This window comes from Limnospira platensis NIES-39, assembly GCF_026000695.1.
In the GTDB taxonomy this organism is placed as follows: Bacteria; Cyanobacteriota; Cyanobacteriia; order Cyanobacteriales; family Microcoleaceae; genus Limnospira; species Limnospira platensis.
Window position 1 is genome coordinate 3,845,055 of sequence record NZ_AP026945.1, and the last position, 18,883, is coordinate 3,863,937.

General features: G+C 41.8%; 22 protein-coding genes. 10 read left to right on the plus strand and 12 right to left on the minus strand.

All coding sequences use genetic code 11. The annotated features are described in order from the left end of the window. Positions 1-123 precede the first annotated feature (123 nt). Genes N39L_RS18805 through N39L_RS18815 form a run of 3 tightly spaced genes read left to right on the plus strand, consistent with a single transcriptional unit; the run spans position 124 to position 2,112 of the window. Positions 124-852 carry a hypothetical protein gene (locus tag N39L_RS18805; protein WP_148261860.1) on the plus strand — a complete coding sequence of 243 codons (729 nt, stop codon included), beginning with the start codon at positions 124-126 and terminating at the stop codon, positions 850-852. Positions 853-868: 16 nt separating this feature from the next. Then, a complete protein-coding gene (locus N39L_RS18810) occupies positions 869-1,486 on the plus strand; it encodes a hypothetical protein (protein WP_148261861.1) in 618 nt (205 codons plus the stop codon). Between the two features lie 59 nt (positions 1,487-1,545). Further along, positions 1,546-2,112: a hypothetical protein gene (locus N39L_RS18815; RefSeq protein ID WP_148261862.1), complete on the plus strand. Its 567-nt coding sequence runs from the start codon at positions 1,546-1,548 to the stop codon at positions 2,110-2,112. A gap of 17 nt (positions 2,113-2,129) precedes the next feature. On the opposite strand, the gene N39L_RS18820 is transcribed toward N39L_RS18815, so the two are convergent. The 6 genes from N39L_RS18820 to N39L_RS18845 form a co-directional block, all read right to left on the minus strand. Continuing rightward, positions 2,130-2,558 (minus strand): hypothetical protein, encoded by a 429-nt coding sequence (locus N39L_RS18820; protein ID WP_043468407.1) that lies wholly within the window; start codon positions 2,556-2,558, stop codon positions 2,130-2,132. 93 nt (positions 2,559-2,651) lie between these two features. Then, positions 2,652-3,020, minus strand: coding sequence for a hypothetical protein (locus N39L_RS18825; protein WP_199318233.1), 369 nt, complete (start codon positions 3,018-3,020; stop codon positions 2,652-2,654). A gap of 67 nt (positions 3,021-3,087) precedes the next feature. Beyond that, a complete protein-coding gene (locus tag N39L_RS18830) occupies positions 3,088-3,708 on the minus strand; it encodes a hypothetical protein (protein WP_014276046.1) in 621 nt (206 codons plus the stop codon). 45 nt (positions 3,709-3,753) lie between these two features. Then, on the minus strand, positions 3,754-4,164 hold the full coding sequence (locus N39L_RS18835; protein WP_014276047.1) for a hypothetical protein: 411 nt from the start codon (positions 4,162-4,164) through the stop codon (positions 3,754-3,756). Positions 4,165-4,325: 161 nt separating this feature from the next. Next, the gene (locus N39L_RS18840) at positions 4,326-4,727 is read right to left on the minus strand and encodes a hypothetical protein (protein ID WP_014276048.1); all 402 of its coding nucleotides are present in this window, start codon (positions 4,725-4,727) and stop codon (positions 4,326-4,328) included. Between the two features lie 36 nt (positions 4,728-4,763). Then, positions 4,764-6,260 carry a pre-peptidase C-terminal domain-containing protein gene (locus N39L_RS18845; protein ID WP_014276049.1) on the minus strand — a complete coding sequence of 499 codons (1,497 nt, stop codon included), beginning with the start codon at positions 6,258-6,260 and terminating at the stop codon, positions 4,764-4,766. Between the two features lie 79 nt (positions 6,261-6,339). Between N39L_RS18845 and N39L_RS18850 the strand changes: the two genes are divergently transcribed. Then, positions 6,340-6,534, plus strand: a complete 195-nt coding sequence (locus N39L_RS18850) for a hypothetical protein (protein WP_006616538.1) — start codon at positions 6,340-6,342, stop codon at positions 6,532-6,534. A 36-nt stretch (positions 6,535-6,570) separates the two neighbouring features. Here N39L_RS18850 and N39L_RS18855 read toward each other — a convergent pair whose 3' ends face one another. Then, positions 6,571-6,816, minus strand: coding sequence for a hypothetical protein (locus tag N39L_RS18855; RefSeq protein WP_152553710.1), 246 nt, complete (start codon positions 6,814-6,816; stop codon positions 6,571-6,573). Beyond that, positions 6,756-6,932: a hypothetical protein gene (locus tag N39L_RS18860; RefSeq protein WP_014274741.1), complete on the minus strand. Its 177-nt coding sequence runs from the start codon at positions 6,930-6,932 to the stop codon at positions 6,756-6,758. The genes N39L_RS18855 and N39L_RS18860 overlap by 61 nt, the downstream gene beginning before the upstream one ends. A gap of 288 nt (positions 6,933-7,220) precedes the next feature. Here N39L_RS18860 and N39L_RS18865 point away from each other — a divergent pair, with 288 nt between their 5' ends. Further along, positions 7,221-8,102 carry a ParB/RepB/Spo0J family partition protein gene (locus tag N39L_RS18865; protein ID WP_014276050.1) on the plus strand — a complete coding sequence of 294 codons (882 nt, stop codon included), beginning with the start codon at positions 7,221-7,223 and terminating at the stop codon, positions 8,100-8,102. Between the two features lie 196 nt (positions 8,103-8,298). Here N39L_RS18865 and N39L_RS18870 read toward each other — a convergent pair whose 3' ends face one another. Continuing rightward, positions 8,299-10,782 (minus strand): FHA domain-containing protein, encoded by a 2,484-nt coding sequence (locus tag N39L_RS18870; protein WP_014276051.1) that lies wholly within the window; start codon positions 10,780-10,782, stop codon positions 8,299-8,301. Positions 10,783-10,967: 185 nt separating this feature from the next. On the opposite strand from N39L_RS18870, the gene N39L_RS18875 reads away from it, so the two are divergent. The 3 genes from N39L_RS18875 (at position 10,968) to N39L_RS18885 (ending at position 14,136) form a co-directional block, all read left to right on the plus strand. Further along, positions 10,968-12,587, plus strand: coding sequence for a protein kinase domain-containing protein (locus tag N39L_RS18875; protein WP_014276052.1), 1,620 nt, complete (start codon positions 10,968-10,970; stop codon positions 12,585-12,587). Next, a complete protein-coding gene (locus tag N39L_RS18880) occupies positions 12,580-13,860 on the plus strand; it encodes a serine hydrolase (protein ID WP_231851956.1) in 1,281 nt (426 codons plus the stop codon). Before N39L_RS18875 ends, N39L_RS18880 begins: the two co-directional genes overlap by 8 nt. 81 nt (positions 13,861-13,941) lie before the next feature. Next, on the plus strand, positions 13,942-14,136 hold the full coding sequence (locus N39L_RS18885) for a hypothetical protein (protein ID WP_043468411.1): 195 nt from the start codon (positions 13,942-13,944) through the stop codon (positions 14,134-14,136). Between the two features lie 286 nt (positions 14,137-14,422). Here N39L_RS18885 and N39L_RS18890 read toward each other — a convergent pair whose 3' ends face one another. Together N39L_RS18890 and N39L_RS18895 are read right to left on the minus strand one after the other, a co-directional pair. Beyond that, entirely contained in the window at positions 14,423-14,689 is a 267-nt protein-coding gene (locus tag N39L_RS18890; protein ID WP_006615994.1) for a TM2 domain-containing protein, read from the minus strand. 157 nt (positions 14,690-14,846) lie between these two features. Next, complete coding sequence (locus tag N39L_RS18895; protein ID WP_006615993.1) at positions 14,847-15,284, minus strand: DUF2752 domain-containing protein; 438 nt, start codon at positions 15,282-15,284, stop codon at positions 14,847-14,849. A 539-nt stretch (positions 15,285-15,823) separates the two neighbouring features. Here N39L_RS18895 and N39L_RS18900 point away from each other — a divergent pair. Beyond that, positions 15,824-16,141: a hypothetical protein gene (locus N39L_RS18900; protein ID WP_006616095.1), complete on the plus strand. Its 318-nt coding sequence runs from the start codon at positions 15,824-15,826 to the stop codon at positions 16,139-16,141. A gap of 83 nt (positions 16,142-16,224) precedes the next feature. Here the strand turns inward: N39L_RS18900 and N39L_RS18905 are convergent, their stop codons facing one another. Next, on the minus strand, positions 16,225-17,001 hold the full coding sequence (locus N39L_RS18905; RefSeq protein WP_006616094.1) for a hypothetical protein: 777 nt from the start codon (positions 16,999-17,001) through the stop codon (positions 16,225-16,227). Between the two features lie 221 nt (positions 17,002-17,222). On the opposite strand from N39L_RS18905, the gene cobA reads away from it, so the two are divergent. Continuing rightward, positions 17,223-18,758 (plus strand): uroporphyrinogen-III C-methyltransferase, encoded by a 1,536-nt coding sequence (gene cobA, locus N39L_RS18910; protein ID WP_014276056.1) that lies wholly within the window; start codon positions 17,223-17,225, stop codon positions 18,756-18,758. Positions 18,759-18,883: the final 125 nt, after the last annotated feature.

Consider the following 18,883-nt stretch of genomic DNA (forward strand, 5'->3'; position numbering starts at 1 on the left):
AAGTTTTAGGAGCTTGAATAATCAGCAATTTATATTTTTTTTGTATAATTTTTTGTAAGGTAAAGTTTTTTAAACAAAAATTTACTCTAATAACAATTTTTTCTAAAAGTGAAGGTTCTAATTATGCTAAATTCTTTCATGTTTATCAAGTCTTCTGTTAGTCTAAGTTTAGGATTATTTATGGGATTTTTTACGAACCCGGAGTTAGGATGGGCACAACCAGCTAATACCACCAATCGATTAGCTGGAGAAACAGCTTTTGATATTGCTATTCAAGAAGTTGGAGGAATTCGCAGAGGGCAAGTTTCTTACCTCGAATTCTCCGAACAGTTTAATCCATCTCTTGATAGAGCGATTCGAGAGCGATTTCAGCAGTTTATTGATCGTTCACACTCGACAATTACTTACTCCTATGCAGAGTTTGACCTCAATGGTGATGGACGAAATGAAGTCTTTGTTAAAGTCAATAGCTCATTTGCGGCTGGCTCCGGCGGGGTTCATACCCTACTTTTTCAATTAAGCCAAAATAACTATGAACTAATTCATGTATTTTTTCATCAACTTTCTTTAGTTGTTTTGCCGGGACAAACATCAGGATGGCGAGATATTTTTGTTGTTCCCGGTAAAATTTTAAACCCCAATTCTGGGGTCTCCTACTCCCTCTGCTACCACAATTTTAATTTGGAAAATTCAAGTCGTAGAGTTGATTTAACTCCAGTTGATAACTCTAATTATTTAAAATCTTTAAATCGCTATGATAACTGTCAAAGTGTCCCACAAAATTATACGGTTAATGGAATTGTTATCCATACTGGAGGCTTTAATGTTCAGTACCCTGAGTTTGAGTTGTAAATTTATGATAAATATTATGCTTCCCAAAATTTTTAGATTAGGGGGTCTTGGACTTTCCTTGTCACTTTTATCTCTTCCAGTAGTGGCTAATGAATGCAGCCCTAGACAACTACAGCCCGCTTCAGAAACGCGAAAAATTGTCAATCAAGAGTACACCTTGCAATTTGAGATACCAAGAAATTATCAGGCTTCATTGAATCGTCATGATAGTCAGCTAATCATTGAGATTAAAAATCCAGGAGATGTGGAATTTGAAGCCTGCATAGCTGAACGGGGTCGGTCCGGTAACTCTCGGTATGTCGCTATGAATATCGAGATTTTAATTTATGATTTGCCTGCAAATAGTGTTGATTCAAATGATTTGCTAACCTATGTAACCTCAAGAGCAAGTTCTAATAATCCACAAACTGTGCTAGAACCAATAACCATTGGAAACCAAGACGGAATCTTAGTAGTTGAAAATTTTTTAGGGAATAGATCGAGGTATCCTGAAACCAATCACTATGCTTATCTCTTACATCCCAATAGACAGCACATCATCCGCATTCGCGCTTGGCAACTAGGAGGGGGTGATGTTGATGCAGTTGATTTAGAAATCCAAAGACTTATTTTGTCCACCTTATCCTTTTTTTAGGAAACTTCTCTCTCTTAATACTTTTGTAGAAAAATTTGATAACTTAGACAAGTGAAATTATGAGAAATTTATTTCAGAAAATTATCGAAACTCCATCGCGTATTAGCTTATTCTTACCTACATCATTCGCTTGGACTAAATCCATGACTTTGATGTGGAAGTTTTATATAGTAATACTGATAAATTTGGGCGTTCTAATTGGTATGAGTTCAATAAGTTTAGCTCAAATAGAAGAAATTCGCTCATTATTACCCCAACTCCGGCGACAAACTAATGTCAGAATATTTTTGCCCAGAGACTTAACCATACCCGGAGAACGTATTTATGTGAACGCTCAAGGAGACGCAAATGGCTACGGAATTAGTCTAGGGACTCATCCACAATGCAACTCTAATGCTTGTTGGATGGGTTTATTAGGAGCAACCCGAGGTCAAAGACCTCCTGCTGATTTTAAGCAAGTCCCTTTATCGCGAGGAATTACGGGTTACTATTTTGCTCATCCTCGTCGAACTTCAATTCTTTACTGGGTGTATGATGGGGTCTTATATGTAATTCAATTAAAAGTCGATGAAGAGACGGTCATTGATATCGCCAATTCAGCCATTGAAGAAACCCTGGGGAATTAAATGGATTCATAGGACGTTTATGGACATAATCGGTCAAAATAATGGACGCTTCCCCCGGATACCGTCGCATAGTCATCGCGATCGCCTTGGAGTTGTACCCACCAGTCAGGATTGGGAATAAAGTCGTCTCCACTGTTGGCTCCGACGCGGCGAGTCGAGCAGACCGCGAAATGGCGAGGTGTTCCGGTGAAGGCAACGTAGGATTGGGGAGTGCCGTAGTTACGAACTTGCTCAGTTTCAAATAGAGCCGTGTTAGCAACGCTACCATCGGCGAGACGAATTGTCTCCACTTCACTAATGCGGACTGCTGTGACGCGGCATCCTGTACCGCATCCGTAAACGAAGGGTTGGTTCTCAGGCGTTTGAGCGGTCGCATCCGTCGCCAGTCCTGCCAAACTTATCAAACTGAAAATCAATAGGGTCTGAAGCTGGGTGTAAAGTGTCATAGTTGTTCAGTTCTCCAAAGTTCAATTTTGCGATGCTCGAATCGATGAAAATGACCAGCTTAGTAGAGTAATCTGAGATTGTATTACTGAAGCCTAACGATAGCAAATCGTATTTTGGTTTCGGCGAATGGTAAAACAGACTCCACCATCGCTAAAAACTTTATAGTCGCTAAGTTCACCATCAATTTCAGCTAAACCAAATCGAGACCAAACGCGATCGCGGGGTTCTCGGTTAATCGTCAGCACTTCGATTCCTGTCAGCACCCCATCGCTCCACCTCAGTTGAGACCCCACCCGGCGACCCGACTCATCATCAATTTGGTTGAGTTCACAAGAATCACGCAAGCGATTCTCGCCACTGGTGAACGTGCAACGAACGGTTATCCAGTTGGGATTTGCTTCGGCCACAAGAGGGGTGAATCCCAAGGTTGTCAGACTACTTAGTAAAATGAACGATCGCATCAGCCTCACCTTGAAAAAGAGTAGTTAGTGGTCAGTCCCATCTAGTCGTCAATCTCAATATCTTCTATTAGTCAATTCTAAATGAAGACATAATGATGTCCATGACTTCTAAATCAATGGGATCGATCTCTTCACCATGGTTTCCAGCCCGAATAACAATTATATATTGTCCATTCGGGTGAATTAGCCGTGCAGCTTGATGGCGATAAGGATAAATTGTTTGTACTGTATAAATCACAGCATCTTGTCCAGCAATTGTTGTAAAACTAGATTCTAGTATTTCACGTCCCGTGATACCAGATTCCGATTCCTCCCGGAAAATATCCCGGACATTACGGATATGTCTAGGACGAGGTTCAATACTAACAATGACATCAGAAATTGGTCCTGCTCCAATCATCCGGTTACGAATTGCACAGTCAATAAATTCCACATCAGTTGGGTTCCGAACCGCAATAGATAACCGTTGATGGGACCGCGAATCACGCCGAAGTTCAGTCCTGTAGTTAGCAGGAATCTCAAATCGCAAACCATATTCCCGGTTCGTGATTTCACGACGAGCTTGGGATGGCTGTTCTTGGTTATCATTAGAACAGGGAGCCGACCGTTGAGCCTGAGCTGGAGTCACGAAGATGAGACTGAAGCTCATCAGCGAGAGGATTGTGGGTAGTTTTAAATAATCTCTCATGGCAACTTACTCTGAATGAATAACACGAGTCATCATTGACAAATTTTAACGCCAACAGACTGAATTATTATTGACATTGACACATCGGAACATTGGACCTCCATTACTCATCCGCCGGAGAGTCCGCTGGCTAAGTGGAGCCAACGTAGCCGCATCTCGAAAACCCCATTCTCCACAGACTCCATCAACCCCCACTTCTGGACAAGGACGCTCTCCTCGTCCCTGTACACCAAAGTTAATCACGGTACTGACACCATCTTCCCATTCTAGTTGGGTGAAACCACCGCCAGCCCATGAATAGCCGGAATAGGTGCAGCTTTGACGTTTTTCAAGCTGTCCATTCCTAAAAAATAAGCACTCTCCGCTTGTTGGTTCTAACTTTCCCGCATTTGTGTAAATTGTCCCGAAAAGCAAAGATAAAATAGGTAATGGAAAAATCAATTGTCGTATTTTCATTAGATTAATTTTTGATGGAGAGCAGAATAACAACAAAATTAGATAATCGATGAGGATGAACAGTGCCTAAAACTACAGTCACTCTACTTCTCGCCTCCGTTATGAGAGATTCATATATCCCAAACTGCACACCCGTTCACTTTATCTTTCGAGAGCTTTATTCAATAGAATAAAAACTGACATCCAAAACTTGCAAACACAGACAATTCAGTGGTTTGATTTCCTTGAATCACTTTAAGAGTTGCATTATCAGTAACCCATCCATAACTTGTACCAGGATGCTGAATTTTCCAATCTGCTTGTAAAGTTGTAATAATGGAGCCATCAGAATTTTGAAAAGTCAAACTAGAGGGAGGCTTAGTTTGTCTTGATGACATCTCTGAACCTGTCGATTTCAATTGCAAAATTTGATTGTCAAGTCTCAAGTTAGCAGATAACTCACTACCTGATGCAGTTAAGAGATGCGTCAAATTATCATCAGCATATTTCCAAACGGCTAGACCACAAAACTCTAATGTCGGAACAATACCAATTCTGATCGGATTTTCTGTAACTGAAAACAAAATCTCAAAGTTATTCGTATCAACCCAACCTACAAGCTATTCAATAGAGATAGTTAAATTATAGTTAGTATTATTACCAGACCTAGGTACGACTCGAACATAATAAGTCCCTGCTTGTATAGCTCGTTGAATATCAGTATTATTCGTAGAAGAAGCTGTTGAGAATGTCAGAATATCACCGTCTCCTTGATTGATCTCTCCATTGTTATTAAAGTCTTTAATTAGTTGAACTTCTGCGGATTGTGTGACACCACCAAGATTTATCCTGACATTACTGTTAGAGTTAACTGTAAATTGATAGATATCACTACTATCAGTCACGCCTACAAATTCAGTGAAATTGAGTGTTTCCCTTGGTGATAAAGTCCCAAGATTTAAAGCATTTCTTAACGTATTACCAGGATTAGCTGGGATGGTACTCGGTTGAGAGAGGAAGCCTAATTCTAAGTCATAGTTAGTATTATTACCAGACCTAGGTACGACTCGAACATAATAAGTCCCTGCTTGTATAGCTCGTTGAATATTAGTATTATTCGTAGAAGAAGCTGTTGAGAATGTCAGAATATCACCGTCTCCTTGATTGATCTCTCCATTGTTATTAAAGTCTTTAATTAGTTGAACTTCTGCGGATTGTGTGACACCACCAAGAACAACAGAGATGCGACCATTAGTCGGAAGTGTAAATCGATAATCATCGACAGGATCTTCCCTGCCTACAAAATCTCGAGTTGTAAAGCCATCTTCAGTTAATATTCCCAATTCACGAGCCTGTGCAAGGGTGGTACCCGGTGGGGGCGGGGGATCTCCAACGGGGAGTGGTGCAGGTGGCATTGGTATAGGAGGTAGAGGCGGTGTTTCTTGTCCAGCAGTGATAAAATCATTGCTGTTGATAGAAGAAGACATCACATCATTGAGAATTGCCACAACTTCACCATTGCGGACAATCTCCGTGTTAGCACCAGCACCTCGAACCTCTAAATCATTAAAGGTAAGACCTGTAGGAAGACGCATCTTATCAATACCGGATTTGAAATCAGTAATTACATCCCGGTCAGCTCCCGATGATTGTAGGATAAACTGGTTTGCGCCATTACCACCAGTTAAGGTGTCTAATCCCTTGTCACCAGAAATAATGCTGTTTCCAGGACCTCCGATAATCACATCATTACCCGCGCCACCATACAGGCTATCGTTTCCAGGTCCTCCAATTAGGGTGTCATTACCCAAATTGCCAAATAGGATATTGTTACCATTACCAGCTTCTAGCAAATCATTATCTTGACCCCCAAAGATGGTATCACTACCGTCACCGCCAATAATGGTGTCATTCCCTTGGTTGCCGTAGATAATCTTTGCATTATTGTCATTAACGAGATAATCGTCTCCTTCCAATAGTGCGATCGCATTCTGGAAAGGTGAAGCGCTGAAATGGGCGATTTGCCCTGGAGGAAGCTGAGACACGATGATATAATTATTCCCAGGTGTAGCGATACCCAAGTCTAGTCCGTTCTCAGTAATAATCTCAGAAAGCATAATACTAGGCTTTTAATTATTCAAAGTATATTTAGTATGGCAAATGAATTTTTATGCGTCAAGTTTATTGTGAACTATTGTGAACTATTGTGAACATAAAAGCAAACAACAGTTTCAACAGGAAGGTGCCGGTGACAAAGCGATCGCTCTCCACCCGAAAAGCGATCACCTAACTTCCCAAACTGCACAACTACCCGAAAAGCGATCGCCTTCCCAAACTGCACAACCACCCGAAAGGCGATCGCCTTCCCAAACTGCACAAGGTTTCACTTAACCACAAGGCGGCGGGGAAATTACCGGTTTCTTTACCTCACCCGAAAAGCGATCGCCTTCCCAAACTGCACAAGGTTTTACTTAACCACAAGGCGGCGGGATAGTCATATAATCCGTCCCAAACGATATGCGATCGCTCTCTCTCAGACACCCCACCCACTAAGCGGAGCATTCCCAAAACTGCCACCGGTGAAAAGGCGATCGCTCTCTTTCCCAAAAAAGTCACCGGTGAAAAGGCGATCGCACTTCTCCCCAAGAAAGGCGGCGGGAAATGCGATCGCACTCTCCAACAGAAAAGTCACCGGTGAAAAGGCGATCGCCTGATTTTCTCGGACTTCTTAAATTAAAACCGTGGCTTTGGGTTTTGCCACTGTCAAAGCCATATATATGGTGCCACAATTTACCATTGTTATAGTGTAGGTCAAATCCGGGTATTTGTCAAGGTAAAATATCAGCCATGTAGGTTGGGTGAAAGGCAGCAGTTAGATATAGTGGCGTTGGGTTGAGGTAACGAAACCCAACCTACTCAACTTGGGGAAAGTGCGATCGCCTGTCTAGTCATTTTTCCTTGATGGGTGGGAAGGCGAGAGTGACTGGAAACTCGGGTGCTAAATTGCGTAAATTTCTCGCTTCGATCCGATAACTATTTTAGGGAAACCCAAAAACCACTTCACTGCTAAAGGACCGATGAAAACTCTACCAAACTATCAAATCAGAAAATTTGGCGATCGTCGTCAAATTCCCATCAAGCAAATCGTGATCTCGAAAGTGCAACCGAGAAAGTATTTTTCTGAGCAAAGCATCAATAAACTGGCTGCCAGTATTAAAAGCAGTGGCATCCTGCAGGATTTGATTGTGCGACCGATTGATAAGGGTAAGTACGAGTTAGTGGCGGGGGAGCGTCGCTATCGAGCGGCTCAAATTGTGGGACTTGAGACCGTACCGGCTCAAGTTAAGGAGATGAGCGATGCTGAGGCTTTGCAGTGCGCTTTGACCGAGAATATCCAGCGGGAGGATTTGAACCCGATTGAGGAAACTGAGGCGATTTTGCGTCTGTTGGCTATCAACTTAAATGACTCAGTGGAAAAGGTGCGATCGCTACTGCACCGAATGAAAAACGACGCTAAGAAAAAAGTAACTACCCATAGCGCTATGGGTACATCGGAAGCCGAAATTGTCAAATCCACATTTGACTCTCTGGGTCGAATGTCGTGGGATTCATTCGTGAGCAATCAATTACCACTGTTGAAACTGCCACCGGAAATTCTGAAAGCTCTGGGTGAGGGCGATATTGATTACACCAAAGCGAAGGAAATAGCCAAGTTAAAGTCCGAGGAGGAAAGGTTGGCGCTGCTGGAAAAGGCGATCGCTCAAAAATTGACCTTGAGACAGGTGCAGAAATTGGTGAGGGAAAGCAAAGTATCAGAACTGCCAGACCAATTGGAAACCGAGATATCCGACCTGGCGAAACAATTCCGACGTTCAAAGGCTAGGCTATCCCCTCAAAAACGTTCTGAAATTGAGGGACTGCTGAAACGGTTGAAGTTACTGCTTTATGAAGAAAGTTGAAAATTTTGAGGATTTCTTCTCCCATACAGTACAAAGGTGAAATTATTATATATCGAAGTCGGATGGCAACTTCTATTGGAAGCATCTCATAATCTGCGTGGTTCCTTTTCCCAAGAGCAGATGGGAGTATAGTTTCATAGATTCAAAATGCTATACTCTCATTTGATGTGGCATTCACGCAATGACTGTGGAGAGATTAAAAAATATCTTTCTGCTTTTGTTTCCACAATGCCAATGTCAAATAAACAATCGCGTGCAATCCAAGTAAAAACCAGTTTAAACTCAAATTCGACCAGGTTGGATCGTAAACAGGTGTCACCTCAAAAGGTTGAGGAATAATGCTCCCGTCGGGAGCTTTCATCGGTTCCGGCACCATAGCATTGACATCGACTAAAGCCCCATAAGCCCCCACCGACCAACGACTTAACATCAACCAAGAAATAATTTTTCCTATTCCTTCCATTTTGAACAATACTCCCGAAAAAATAATTTGAGGAAGTAACAATAGAGGAAGGGCTGTATTAGCTTGAGTCTCATTATGAACAAAACAGGAAACTGCTAAACCCAAACAACCACTTGTAACTAAGGTTAGAAAGGTGGTTATACTGAGTCCAATAATCCAAGGCATTAATGTGGGTTCTGGAGATTTAAAACCCAGCAGCACAACCGCAGCCATTAACAATGTTTGTGCTAATCCTAAAAAGCATAAAACCATAATTTTGGATCCCAGGTAAGGAAACAAACCCAAGTTAACAAGACGTTCGCGGGCATAAATAGCTGCTTCTCGGATAATCGTTTGCAATGATCCTGACAACCCGACCCAAATAGCTGCACAGGTAAATACAAATAGAACCCGCAAAGCTAAAGGAGCCAGGGTCGGATCGGAACCGTCACCAAGAGTCAGGGGTTCTTGCTCGCGGATAGCCAAAGTAATCAAGGCAATTCCAATGGGAGCAGTTAGCAATGACAATCCCAAGTTAAATCGGTCGGCTAAAACTAATTGGATGTCTCGTTGTAAAAGTACCCTTATTTGCCTCAGAGGAGAAGGCTTAACCTGTTTTGGTTTATCTTTTAATTTTGTCGTCCTTTGATTGGCTTGATTGATTTCAGGAGAATTGGCATTAATTTTACCGGGAACAATCAGAGCGTCTAGGACATATTTTTGGTAGTCAGTATGCTGTTTAAATCGAGTATTCCACTGGTGGCAATAATCTTCGATGGAGCAGCCTTGATTTTCTTCTGGAGACTTTTCCAGTTCATTATAAATTTCAGCAAAGTCATCCCGTCCTACATTAAAAAAACTAGGAGCTTCGCTAGGGGGTCCGAAGTAACAGAGATTTCCTCCCCTTCCCATAAAGGCAACGCGATCGCACAAAGTGATATTGGCAGTCGCATGGGTAACAAGAGCTACAGTTCGATTTTCTGAGTGAGCTAACTTTCGCAGAAGTTGCATCATTTTTTTGTCTAATCCTGGATCGAGTCCTGATGTGGGTTCGTCGAGGAAAAATAACTTGGGGTCTGCTAAAAGTTCAACGCCAATGCTGACTCGCTTCAATTGACCACCACTTAGTTGGCTAATTAGGGTATGCCGTCGATCTAAAAGTTCAATTTCAGTCAGAGTTTTTTGAATAACTGCCTCAATATTTGTATCAGGGGGAAGACGTAATTGAGCAGCAAAAGTGAGAACCCGATCAACCGTCAGATTTCTATGTACGATATCTTCTTGAGGTACATAGCCAATTTGGGTACGGTAGATATTAAAATTTTGTTGCAGGTCTGAGCCGTTTAAATAAACATATCCTCCAGAAAGAGGTTGAATACCTAGCAGTGTCTTCAAAAGAGTTGATTTTCCCGTTCCACTTCCGCCAACAATTGCAATCAGTTGACCGGGTTCGAGTGGAATTGAAACACAATTGAGCAAAGTTTGGCTGTTTCGGGAATGTTTGGAAACAATGCGGGTAACTTCCCAAGCATCAAGACGCAATTTATCCCCCCGGTCTTGAAGGGTGAGGCGATCGCCACTCAACACCAAAATAAATGAACCGATGCGAATTGTGCAACCATCGGGAAGCCGCATGGATTGATTGACTTTCTGTTCGTTGACGAAAACACCATTTGTACTGTAGTCAAATAACTGGTAGTACCCACCATCAACCTTGTCAATGACAACGTGCTTTCTGGAAACCACAGGAGAATCAAGAACCAAGTTACAAGATGGGTCGCGACCTAGCATAATCGAACGGTTTTTGATACTAATTGATTGATTTCTCGTGGTGCTAGAGACAATGAATTTAGGGTTTTGGGGATTATGGTATTTCAGACGAATGAGAGTCATAGGATCTTGACCAATTTGCAACTCAGCCCCGTCGAATAATTGATAATATTCCACAACCCCTACCCGGCGTTGCTCAACAAGCAGTCCATTTCGACTGGGTTGGCGAGTACCATTTTTGGTGATACCGTCGTAAATCTCATATTCATCGCCGTGGCGAGTTAAAGTAGCCTGGTAACGAGAAATTGCTAACCAGTCTTCGGGAGTCTTTAAATCTGCATCAGTAGCCCTACCAAGTATCAGTTGAGCCTTTTTTAGTGGAAATTTGATGGTTTGGGTCTGGTTTGTCAGTTCCAGATATGGATCGGAAGATGTTTCAAGCTGGGTTTTAGGTAGACTATGGCTCATGGGTTATGAAAACTATGCTATTAAGTTTTTTATGTTAAATTTTTTCAAGGTCAATCCGTTAAAACTTAAAAGAAAATTTATATTTCTTGGCTTGAGTTTCAGAGTTAAGCGTGTTATTGTTGGAATAAATAGGTATAAGCAATAAAGACAGTTCGTACTTAGAATGAACTGGTTAAGGAATTACTATGGCTGACCATTCTTTATTAAACCACCGCTATCAAATCATTCAGCCTTTAGGTTCTGGCGGTTTTGGAGAAACATTTCTGGCTGAAGATACTCAAATGCCATCCGGGCGAAGGTGCGTCATTAAACAACTAAAGCCTGTTACGGATAATCCTGATATTTATCAATTAGTACAAGATCGGTTTCAACGAGAAGCTGCTATTTTAGAGGAACTGGGAACGGCTCATCAACAAATTCCAACCCTCTACGCCTATTTTCGTGAAAATGACTTATTTTATCTGGTTCAAGAGTGGATCGAAGGTCAAACCTTAACGGACTACGTTCATCGCCACGGATCAATGCGTGAAAGCTCTGTCCGAGCTATGTTAGTCAGCTTACTGTCTGTTCTGGAATATGTTCACAGTAAGCAAATTGTTCATCGCGACATTAAACCTGACAATATTATGCTGCGATCGAGCAATTTAGAACCCGTATTGCTCGATTTCGGTGCCGTCAAAGAGACGATGGGAACCGTACTGAGTCACTCTGGAAATCCGACGCGATCGGTGGTTGTTGGTACACCGGGGTTCATGGCTAGTGAACAAGCTATAGGTCGCCCTATATACAGCAGTGATTTATACGCTTTAGGATTGACTGCCATTTTCTGCCTAACTGGAAAAGTTCCCCAAGAATTTTCAACAGATCCTCTTAGCGGAAATCTCCTTTGGCGCTCTGAAGTCCCGACAATTACACCAAGTTTTGCTAACGCCATTGAACAAGCTATTCAATCTCATCCAGACAAGCGTTTTTCGACGGCTGGCGAAATGCGAGCTGCGCTGAATTTCACATCTCATACAGGTACTTCTGTTTCCCGGACTGGGCAACCTACAGCTACAATAATTTCTAGCAATCCCAACCAGCAACCTCCAACAATTGTTTCTTCTGTTCCCGTAGGTCAAGCAGCTACTATTCTTTCTCCAGCTCAGTCTATGAGTCCGACAGCATTACAAAATCCATCAACAATGCCAGAATGGGCTAAAGCAGTATTAACGGGTGGAATAATTGGCAGTTGCATTATTGTTGGACTTTTTTTCTCAAGATTTTGGAATAGTGTTGCTGATAATGCAATAGACAATCCTATAGCCGTTGAGGTTCAGCCGACAACTACAGCTTCTGCAAGCCAGACACCATCGCAATCGGAATCAGAAGCAGAATCTCAGCCACCAAAGCCTGCTGTACAAGCAATACCATCTATTACAGAAGAAAAAGCGGTTGCATTAGTTAAACAATGGCTTCAGTCTAAATCCCAAATTTTTGCACCTCCTTATAGTCGAGATGCTGCCCGTAATTTAACCACAGGTGCATTACTCACTGATTTAGTTAAAGCCGATGGCCCCATAACTTGGCTACAAAATAATAATGCTTATTATCAGTATGGAATTCAGCGCGTTGATTCTGTAGAGCGTTTTGAATCAGATGAAAACAATGCAACAATAGAGCTGATAGTTACAGAAGATGGCACATTATATCGCAACGGCAAACCCGACCCCAATAATGCTTATTTCAGTACATCCAGATATCGATATACCATAAAAAAAGAAAATAATCAGTTAAAAATATCCTGGTATCAAAAAGTTGATTAAATACATCATGGCTGTGCATAAATATTTTTTCAAAAATAATCATAAAAATCAGGGTGAACGTCAAGGATTGAGACGTGCCTATTTAGCGACTAATAATTACCCGAATAAAAAGCATTTATCAAGGTTAGCTTGGACTACAATTGTTGTGTCAGTGAGTTTAGTTTTAGGACTAAGTGGCGCAGCTATTTTGTACTTTGTATTTCCTCCTAAACCTTCATTAAATGATGATCGCTATTTAGATAATACAATTTTTAGAGAGCCACCTAATAGTATAGATTTATCTCCAGATTCTGTAGATTTAAATATAACTTCTAGACTGGAATCAAGAGAAGGTATTAACCCCAATTGGGTTTATAATGTCACTAATCCTACTCACTTTAAGCCAAATGATAATTTACAAAAGATTGTTAATGAAGTTGTTTATACTGCCAGAATGCGAGGTCTTGCAACTAATTCTTTATCTATACACTTGATTGATTTAAATCAACAAACTGAAGGCACTTATCAAGCTGATGTTTTTCGTTATCCTGCCAGTATCCCGAAATTGTTTTGGTTAGTCGCGTATTATTCCTTACAAGCAGAGCGCAACATTCCTCCTCAACCAATTGATTTACCACAAATGGGATGTGTTACTACTATTTGTAAACTTATCCAAAAATCTGATAATGAAGCAGCTAGCCGAATTGTAGATTTTATCACTGATACCACATCTATTTCCCATACAGAAGACTACCAAACTTGGCTAAATAAACGCTCTTCTGTCAATTATTTCTTTCAAAAATCAGGATATTCAGGAATAAATATCAGTCAGAAAAATTTTCCAATCCCCTATTTGGGAATGAATTATCCTCAAGGATGGGATCTGCGTATGCGTGGTGATAATCAGCCTCCAATTCGTAATCAAATGACGGCTCGACATGCGTCTAGATTAATGTATGAAATTGCTACTTATCAAGCTGTTTCTGAAACCGCATCAATGCAAATAATGTCACTGCTTAAAATAGATTTAAATCCTCAAGTGTGGAAGCCCGAGGAATATGATTCAGTGGATGGTTTTTTAGGAAAAGGAATTTATCAAAATCGACAAAAGATTGATTTTTATTCAAAAGTCGGGTGGACTAATGATTCTCGGCTCGAAGTCGCTTTAATTCATCATAGGTCTAAAAATAGAGCCTATATTATATCAGTCTTTGGCGATGGGGCTGCTTATGGAGAGGATTGGGAATTTTTTCCAATTATTTCACGCTTAGTTTATGAAAGAATGTTCGAGTAAAGAAAATAATTAGAGTGCTAAACTTTGTAGGTTGGGTGAACAAGAGTGAAACCCAACATCATTTAGAGATGGTGGTGTCAGGTGGCAACCAAGGGCGGACTGCTAAACTTTGTAGGTTGGGTGAAACGCAGTGAAACCCAACAAACTGACTACCGAAAAGAGGCGGGTATGGGGGAAAGATTTAATACTACTGGGGAAATGCGATCGCCCTGGGGAGCAGCCCGTATTGCTTCTTTTCCCAAACCTTTACCCATCATCCCTGATATTGCTTTTTAGGTATCCTGATTTTACCCGTCCCCAATTTTAGTGTCGATTATTCCAGTATATAACGTATAAAATAGCCAACACCTGTAAGGGAATTAAGGCAAGATTACCGCGCATCCATACCGGAAACGAAAAACTGGAAAAAGTTATAAAGTACAGGAGGCTGATTCCTGTCAATCCAGTTAATAAAATCGTCTTTCTCTTAATCAACATTTTTGATAAAGTTCCTGAAATATAACCAGGAAAAAACAGTAATAATCATATTATACTGATGTTTTAATTTGACCATTATTAGGGGTTAAAACCATCCTTTTTTATTGAGCATATAAGTCTGCAAAAACTCTTCATCACTTTTAGTCAAATAAATGATTCCTTCTATCAAACCAATAACCCCTACAACTACTGCTGCTACTCCACAAGTGAATAGGGTTGACAACAGCATAATTAACCCCTCTGTACTATATCCTAAAACGAACTTGTGAATCCCCAATCCACCCAAAAGAATCCCCAAAACTCCAGCAGCAATTTTCTTACTATTGGCTTCCTGTAATGTAGGTTCTGACATCTGTCTTGACCCCTAGCTAGTTTTCTTTTAGACTAGCCCCAATTGGGAGGATATCAGGAAAATTATAGAATTAATTTATATTTGTTTAATTTTTGTTTACATTCAGTAATTATTTGTGATATTACCCAGGTTATATGAAAGCCAGGTTTAGGGTGAGTTACCCGGTTGTGAGGAAAACAGCCAAACGAATTCCATGATAACCCAATAAGACGATCAGAAACCATCCTACCAACCCCATCTTATGGTTGAATAACCAATCATGCAAGGAACTAGACAAATAACGACGGGTTAAAATTTCAATACATAAATGAATAGTCATCAATAAAAAACCCACAAAAACGCAGATTCCCAATCCATGATAGGAGAGAGATTCTCTGAGGTTCCCCCTAGCAATTTCTACAAAAGCGCGAGTCATCCCACAGGTAGGACAAGGAATACCCGTCGCTGATAAAATCAGGCATTTCCACCCAAAACTAGCAGAAGTATGTCCTAATAAATAAGCACCGACAAGGGGAGAAGAGACACAAGACAAGCTAAAATAGCGCCATTGTAAGGCTTGAGTAGATAATTTTTGGGAAGATAACTGAAATCGCATTATAGTTCAGACCTGAGCCAACCCAAAACTGCCGATCAGAGAATGTGCTGACATACCGATAAAAGTATATCACAGTGCTAGTATTTTTATGAGGTTGGTGATTGTACAGATGTGAAGGGGGCAAAAGATGAGAATAATTACATCAAGCAATCATCGCTACGACTAAACTTTGTGGGTTGGGTGAAATGCAGCGAAACCCAACATCATTTAGAGATGGTGGCGTTGGGTTTCGTTACCTCCACCCAACCTACTCAACTAATGGTGGTGTGAAACGAGCGTGAAACCCAACAAACTGACTACCTGAAAGAGGCGGGTAGGGGGGAAAAATTTAATACTACTGGGGAAATACGATCGCCAACCCACCCTCCCCCGTGCGTCACTGAACCCCAGAGTTGGTTGGTTTTCCTGATAGTTTTGGATGTCACGCACCCTACAGCGCCCACACCGACAGAGGTAAGCCCCGACCAAACCGACCACTCTCAACAGATCCGACAAACACGGGGACCGAGACCACCCACCAACACCGACACGGACGAACAGTGACCACCCCGCCGCCAAAAGCCTCGGAAGACACCGCACGCCCGAAGGAGACAGCCGCCCGACGAGAGGAAAACCAGACCACACCAACCCAGCGAGAGAAGGACCGGGAAGAAGGACGCACACCCACGAAGGACGCACCAGCCCCAGAAGCCCATAACACAACCGACCCAGGAAAAGGAGCCAGACCAGAAACAGAAGCAGGAGAACTCCCCCAAGACCAAGACACGGACACAGAAGCGAGAAGACCCATAAACAATAACCAAACGCAATTAATTGTAGGCGGGTTTCTCAAAGAAACGGTGGGGCGGGTTTATTGATAAGGTTGAGGATTGACAGCCCAGGCGCGTCCCTACAATTATCAATTATAGCTGGGTATGGGTGAAAGATTTTCCAGCCATGCTCAGGCTTCTTTGAAAAATCGGATAATTTCCCTCACGTTATTGAGGATTTGGCTGTCTTCTGTAATTTGCGCGATCGCTTTTTCAGCGGTACGAGAAAGGCGCTCATGTTCGGATTTGTTGGTGGCTTTGAGAGTTTGCATATCGGCAGCTAAACGGGTGATTTCATTTTGACAAAAAGACAATTTTTCGTTTTGTTTAGATGCCCAAGAATTGGATTTATTGGGGTCAAGACTCTTCTGGATTTGCTCTAATGAAGCCTCAATAAATTCTACTCTACCCCTCAATTCTACTACATCCTCGCGGGGATAAGAAAACTCCCGACGTACCATTGATAAACGGGCTACTAAGTATTGATAACCTCGGAGACATGGACGTAAAATGGTTAGTAATAATGCCGCCACAGAGCCGATATATCCAACTACACTAATTCCCGCCCATGATAACCATAAAAGCACGATCGCACTAGCTATATGTAAGGCGATCGCCGCCCACAAAGAACGACCAACTAATTTATGCACATAAGAACGCTGACTGGGTTCAATCGGAATCCCTTTTTTGTCGGACTCCGCCGCCTCTGCCAGAACTTCCTTAGCCTCAAAGTGTATATTCCAAGGCACAGTTACTATTAACAATAGCCACCCAAAAGTAATGCCGCCAATAATCCAATCCAAAAAACTCCCACTGGGAATATTGAGCCACTGAAGTATGGAAAAAGTCAGCAGTAAAATCACAACAAATCCAGCAGTCAAAACACCAAAATTAAATGGTAACTTCATACTAAAAATCCCTGCAAATATAAAATTTTGACAGTTCGTACTCCTCCCTAGCCAAGAGTTCAGGTATAATCTCTCAGAGGTGGTAATCATTATTATGCAGAAGGTGTTAACCTATATGGCGATCGCTGTGACAGTCTGACAACCGGCTAATGGTACTATTGAATCAGAGAATCAGAGATTTTGGGCACTATAGGTGAGTAGGTGTGCAGTAGAGAGAAACCATGACCAAATTAACCGGAAAAGTTTATTTAGTAGGGGCAGGATTAGGAAATGTAGCTTATTTGACTGTAAAAGCCTATCAATTAGTCAAGCAGGCTGAAGTCCTAGTTTATGATGCCCTAGTTGATCAGTCAATTATACCCCTAATTTCGCCCCATTGTCTGAAAGTATATGTGGGAAAGCGAGGTAGCCAAGTCAGTACGCCCCAAAGCGAAATTAATGGTTTATTAGTAAAATATTGTCAACAAGGAAAACTGGTGGTGCGACTAAAGGGTGGCGATCCATTTATCTTTGGTCGCGCTAGTGCGGAAATTCAAGCCTTAATTGCTGCTAAGTGTGAATTTGAGGTAGTCCCAGGTATTTCCTCAGCATTAGCCGCCCCCCTACTGGCTGGTATTCCTGTCACTGATACAGTCATGAGTCGGTGTTTTGCAGTCATGACAGCCCATGAGCCAGAAGCGCTAAATTGGGCGAGTTTATCGGAACTCGAAACTTTAGTTATTCTCATGGCGGCGCGAAATTTACCTGTGATTGTACACCAACTTAGACAACATGGGCGATCGCCTGAAACTCCCATAGCGATTATTAAAAATGGCGGTCGCTTTAATCAAAAGGTAATCGTTGGCACCTTAAATGATATTGTAGATAAAACATCACGAGAATCCTTATCTCCCAGTGTCATAGTTGTGGGGAATGTCGTGCAACTGCAAACCTATCTACAGCCTCGCCATAACCACTCAAGAATTATGCTGAGTCCATTACTTAATCACACCATTTTAGTCACCCGTTCGTCGGAACAATCAAACGAGTTTCGCAGTTTGCTGGAACAAAAAGGGGCTGAAGTCCTAGAAATGCCTACCCTAATGATCAGACCTCCTTCTACTTGGGAACCCCTTGATCAAGCGATCGCCTTCTCTGATACATCAAAGCCTTTTGACTGGCTATTATTAACCTCTGCTAATGCTGTATCATTCTTTTTTGAAAGACTCTTGGCTAATGGTAAAGATACCCGCATTTTAGCCAGCACTAAAATTGCTGTGGTCGGCAAAAAAACCGCTATGGTTTTGCGACAATGGGGACTAAATCCTGATTTTATACCCCCGGACTTTATCGCTGATTCCCTAGTCGAAAACTTCCCCGAATCAGTTAGCGGAAAACGTCTATTATTTCCCAGAGTGGAAACCGGAGGTCGGGAGATATTAGTTAAGGAATTAACCCAAGCTGGTGCGGAAGTAGTAGAGGTTCCCGCCTATGAGTCCGCTTGTCCAGATACCATCGATCCGAATGTTCAATCAGCCTTAGAAAATGGTATAATTAGTATTGCCACCTTTACCAGTTCCAAGACTGTCAAAAATTTCTGTAAACTCCTAGAAGGCTTTGCGGGTGATTCCTGGCGAGATTTAGTCACCGGAGTGGCGATCGCCTCTATTGGTCCCCAGACCTCCCAGACCTGCCAAACTCTCCTAGGAAGGGTTGATATTGAAGCCCAAGAATATACCCTAGAAGGACTCACTCAGGCTATCATAGATAAAATGTAGGCAGGGAGTCCTACCCTGTACCGGAACCCTATCAAAGTACAATTTAACCCTTTGTTTCCGGTAACTACCTCGAACAAACTTGATTGAGTTTACGTCATATTACCATAGACTAACTAATTAAATTT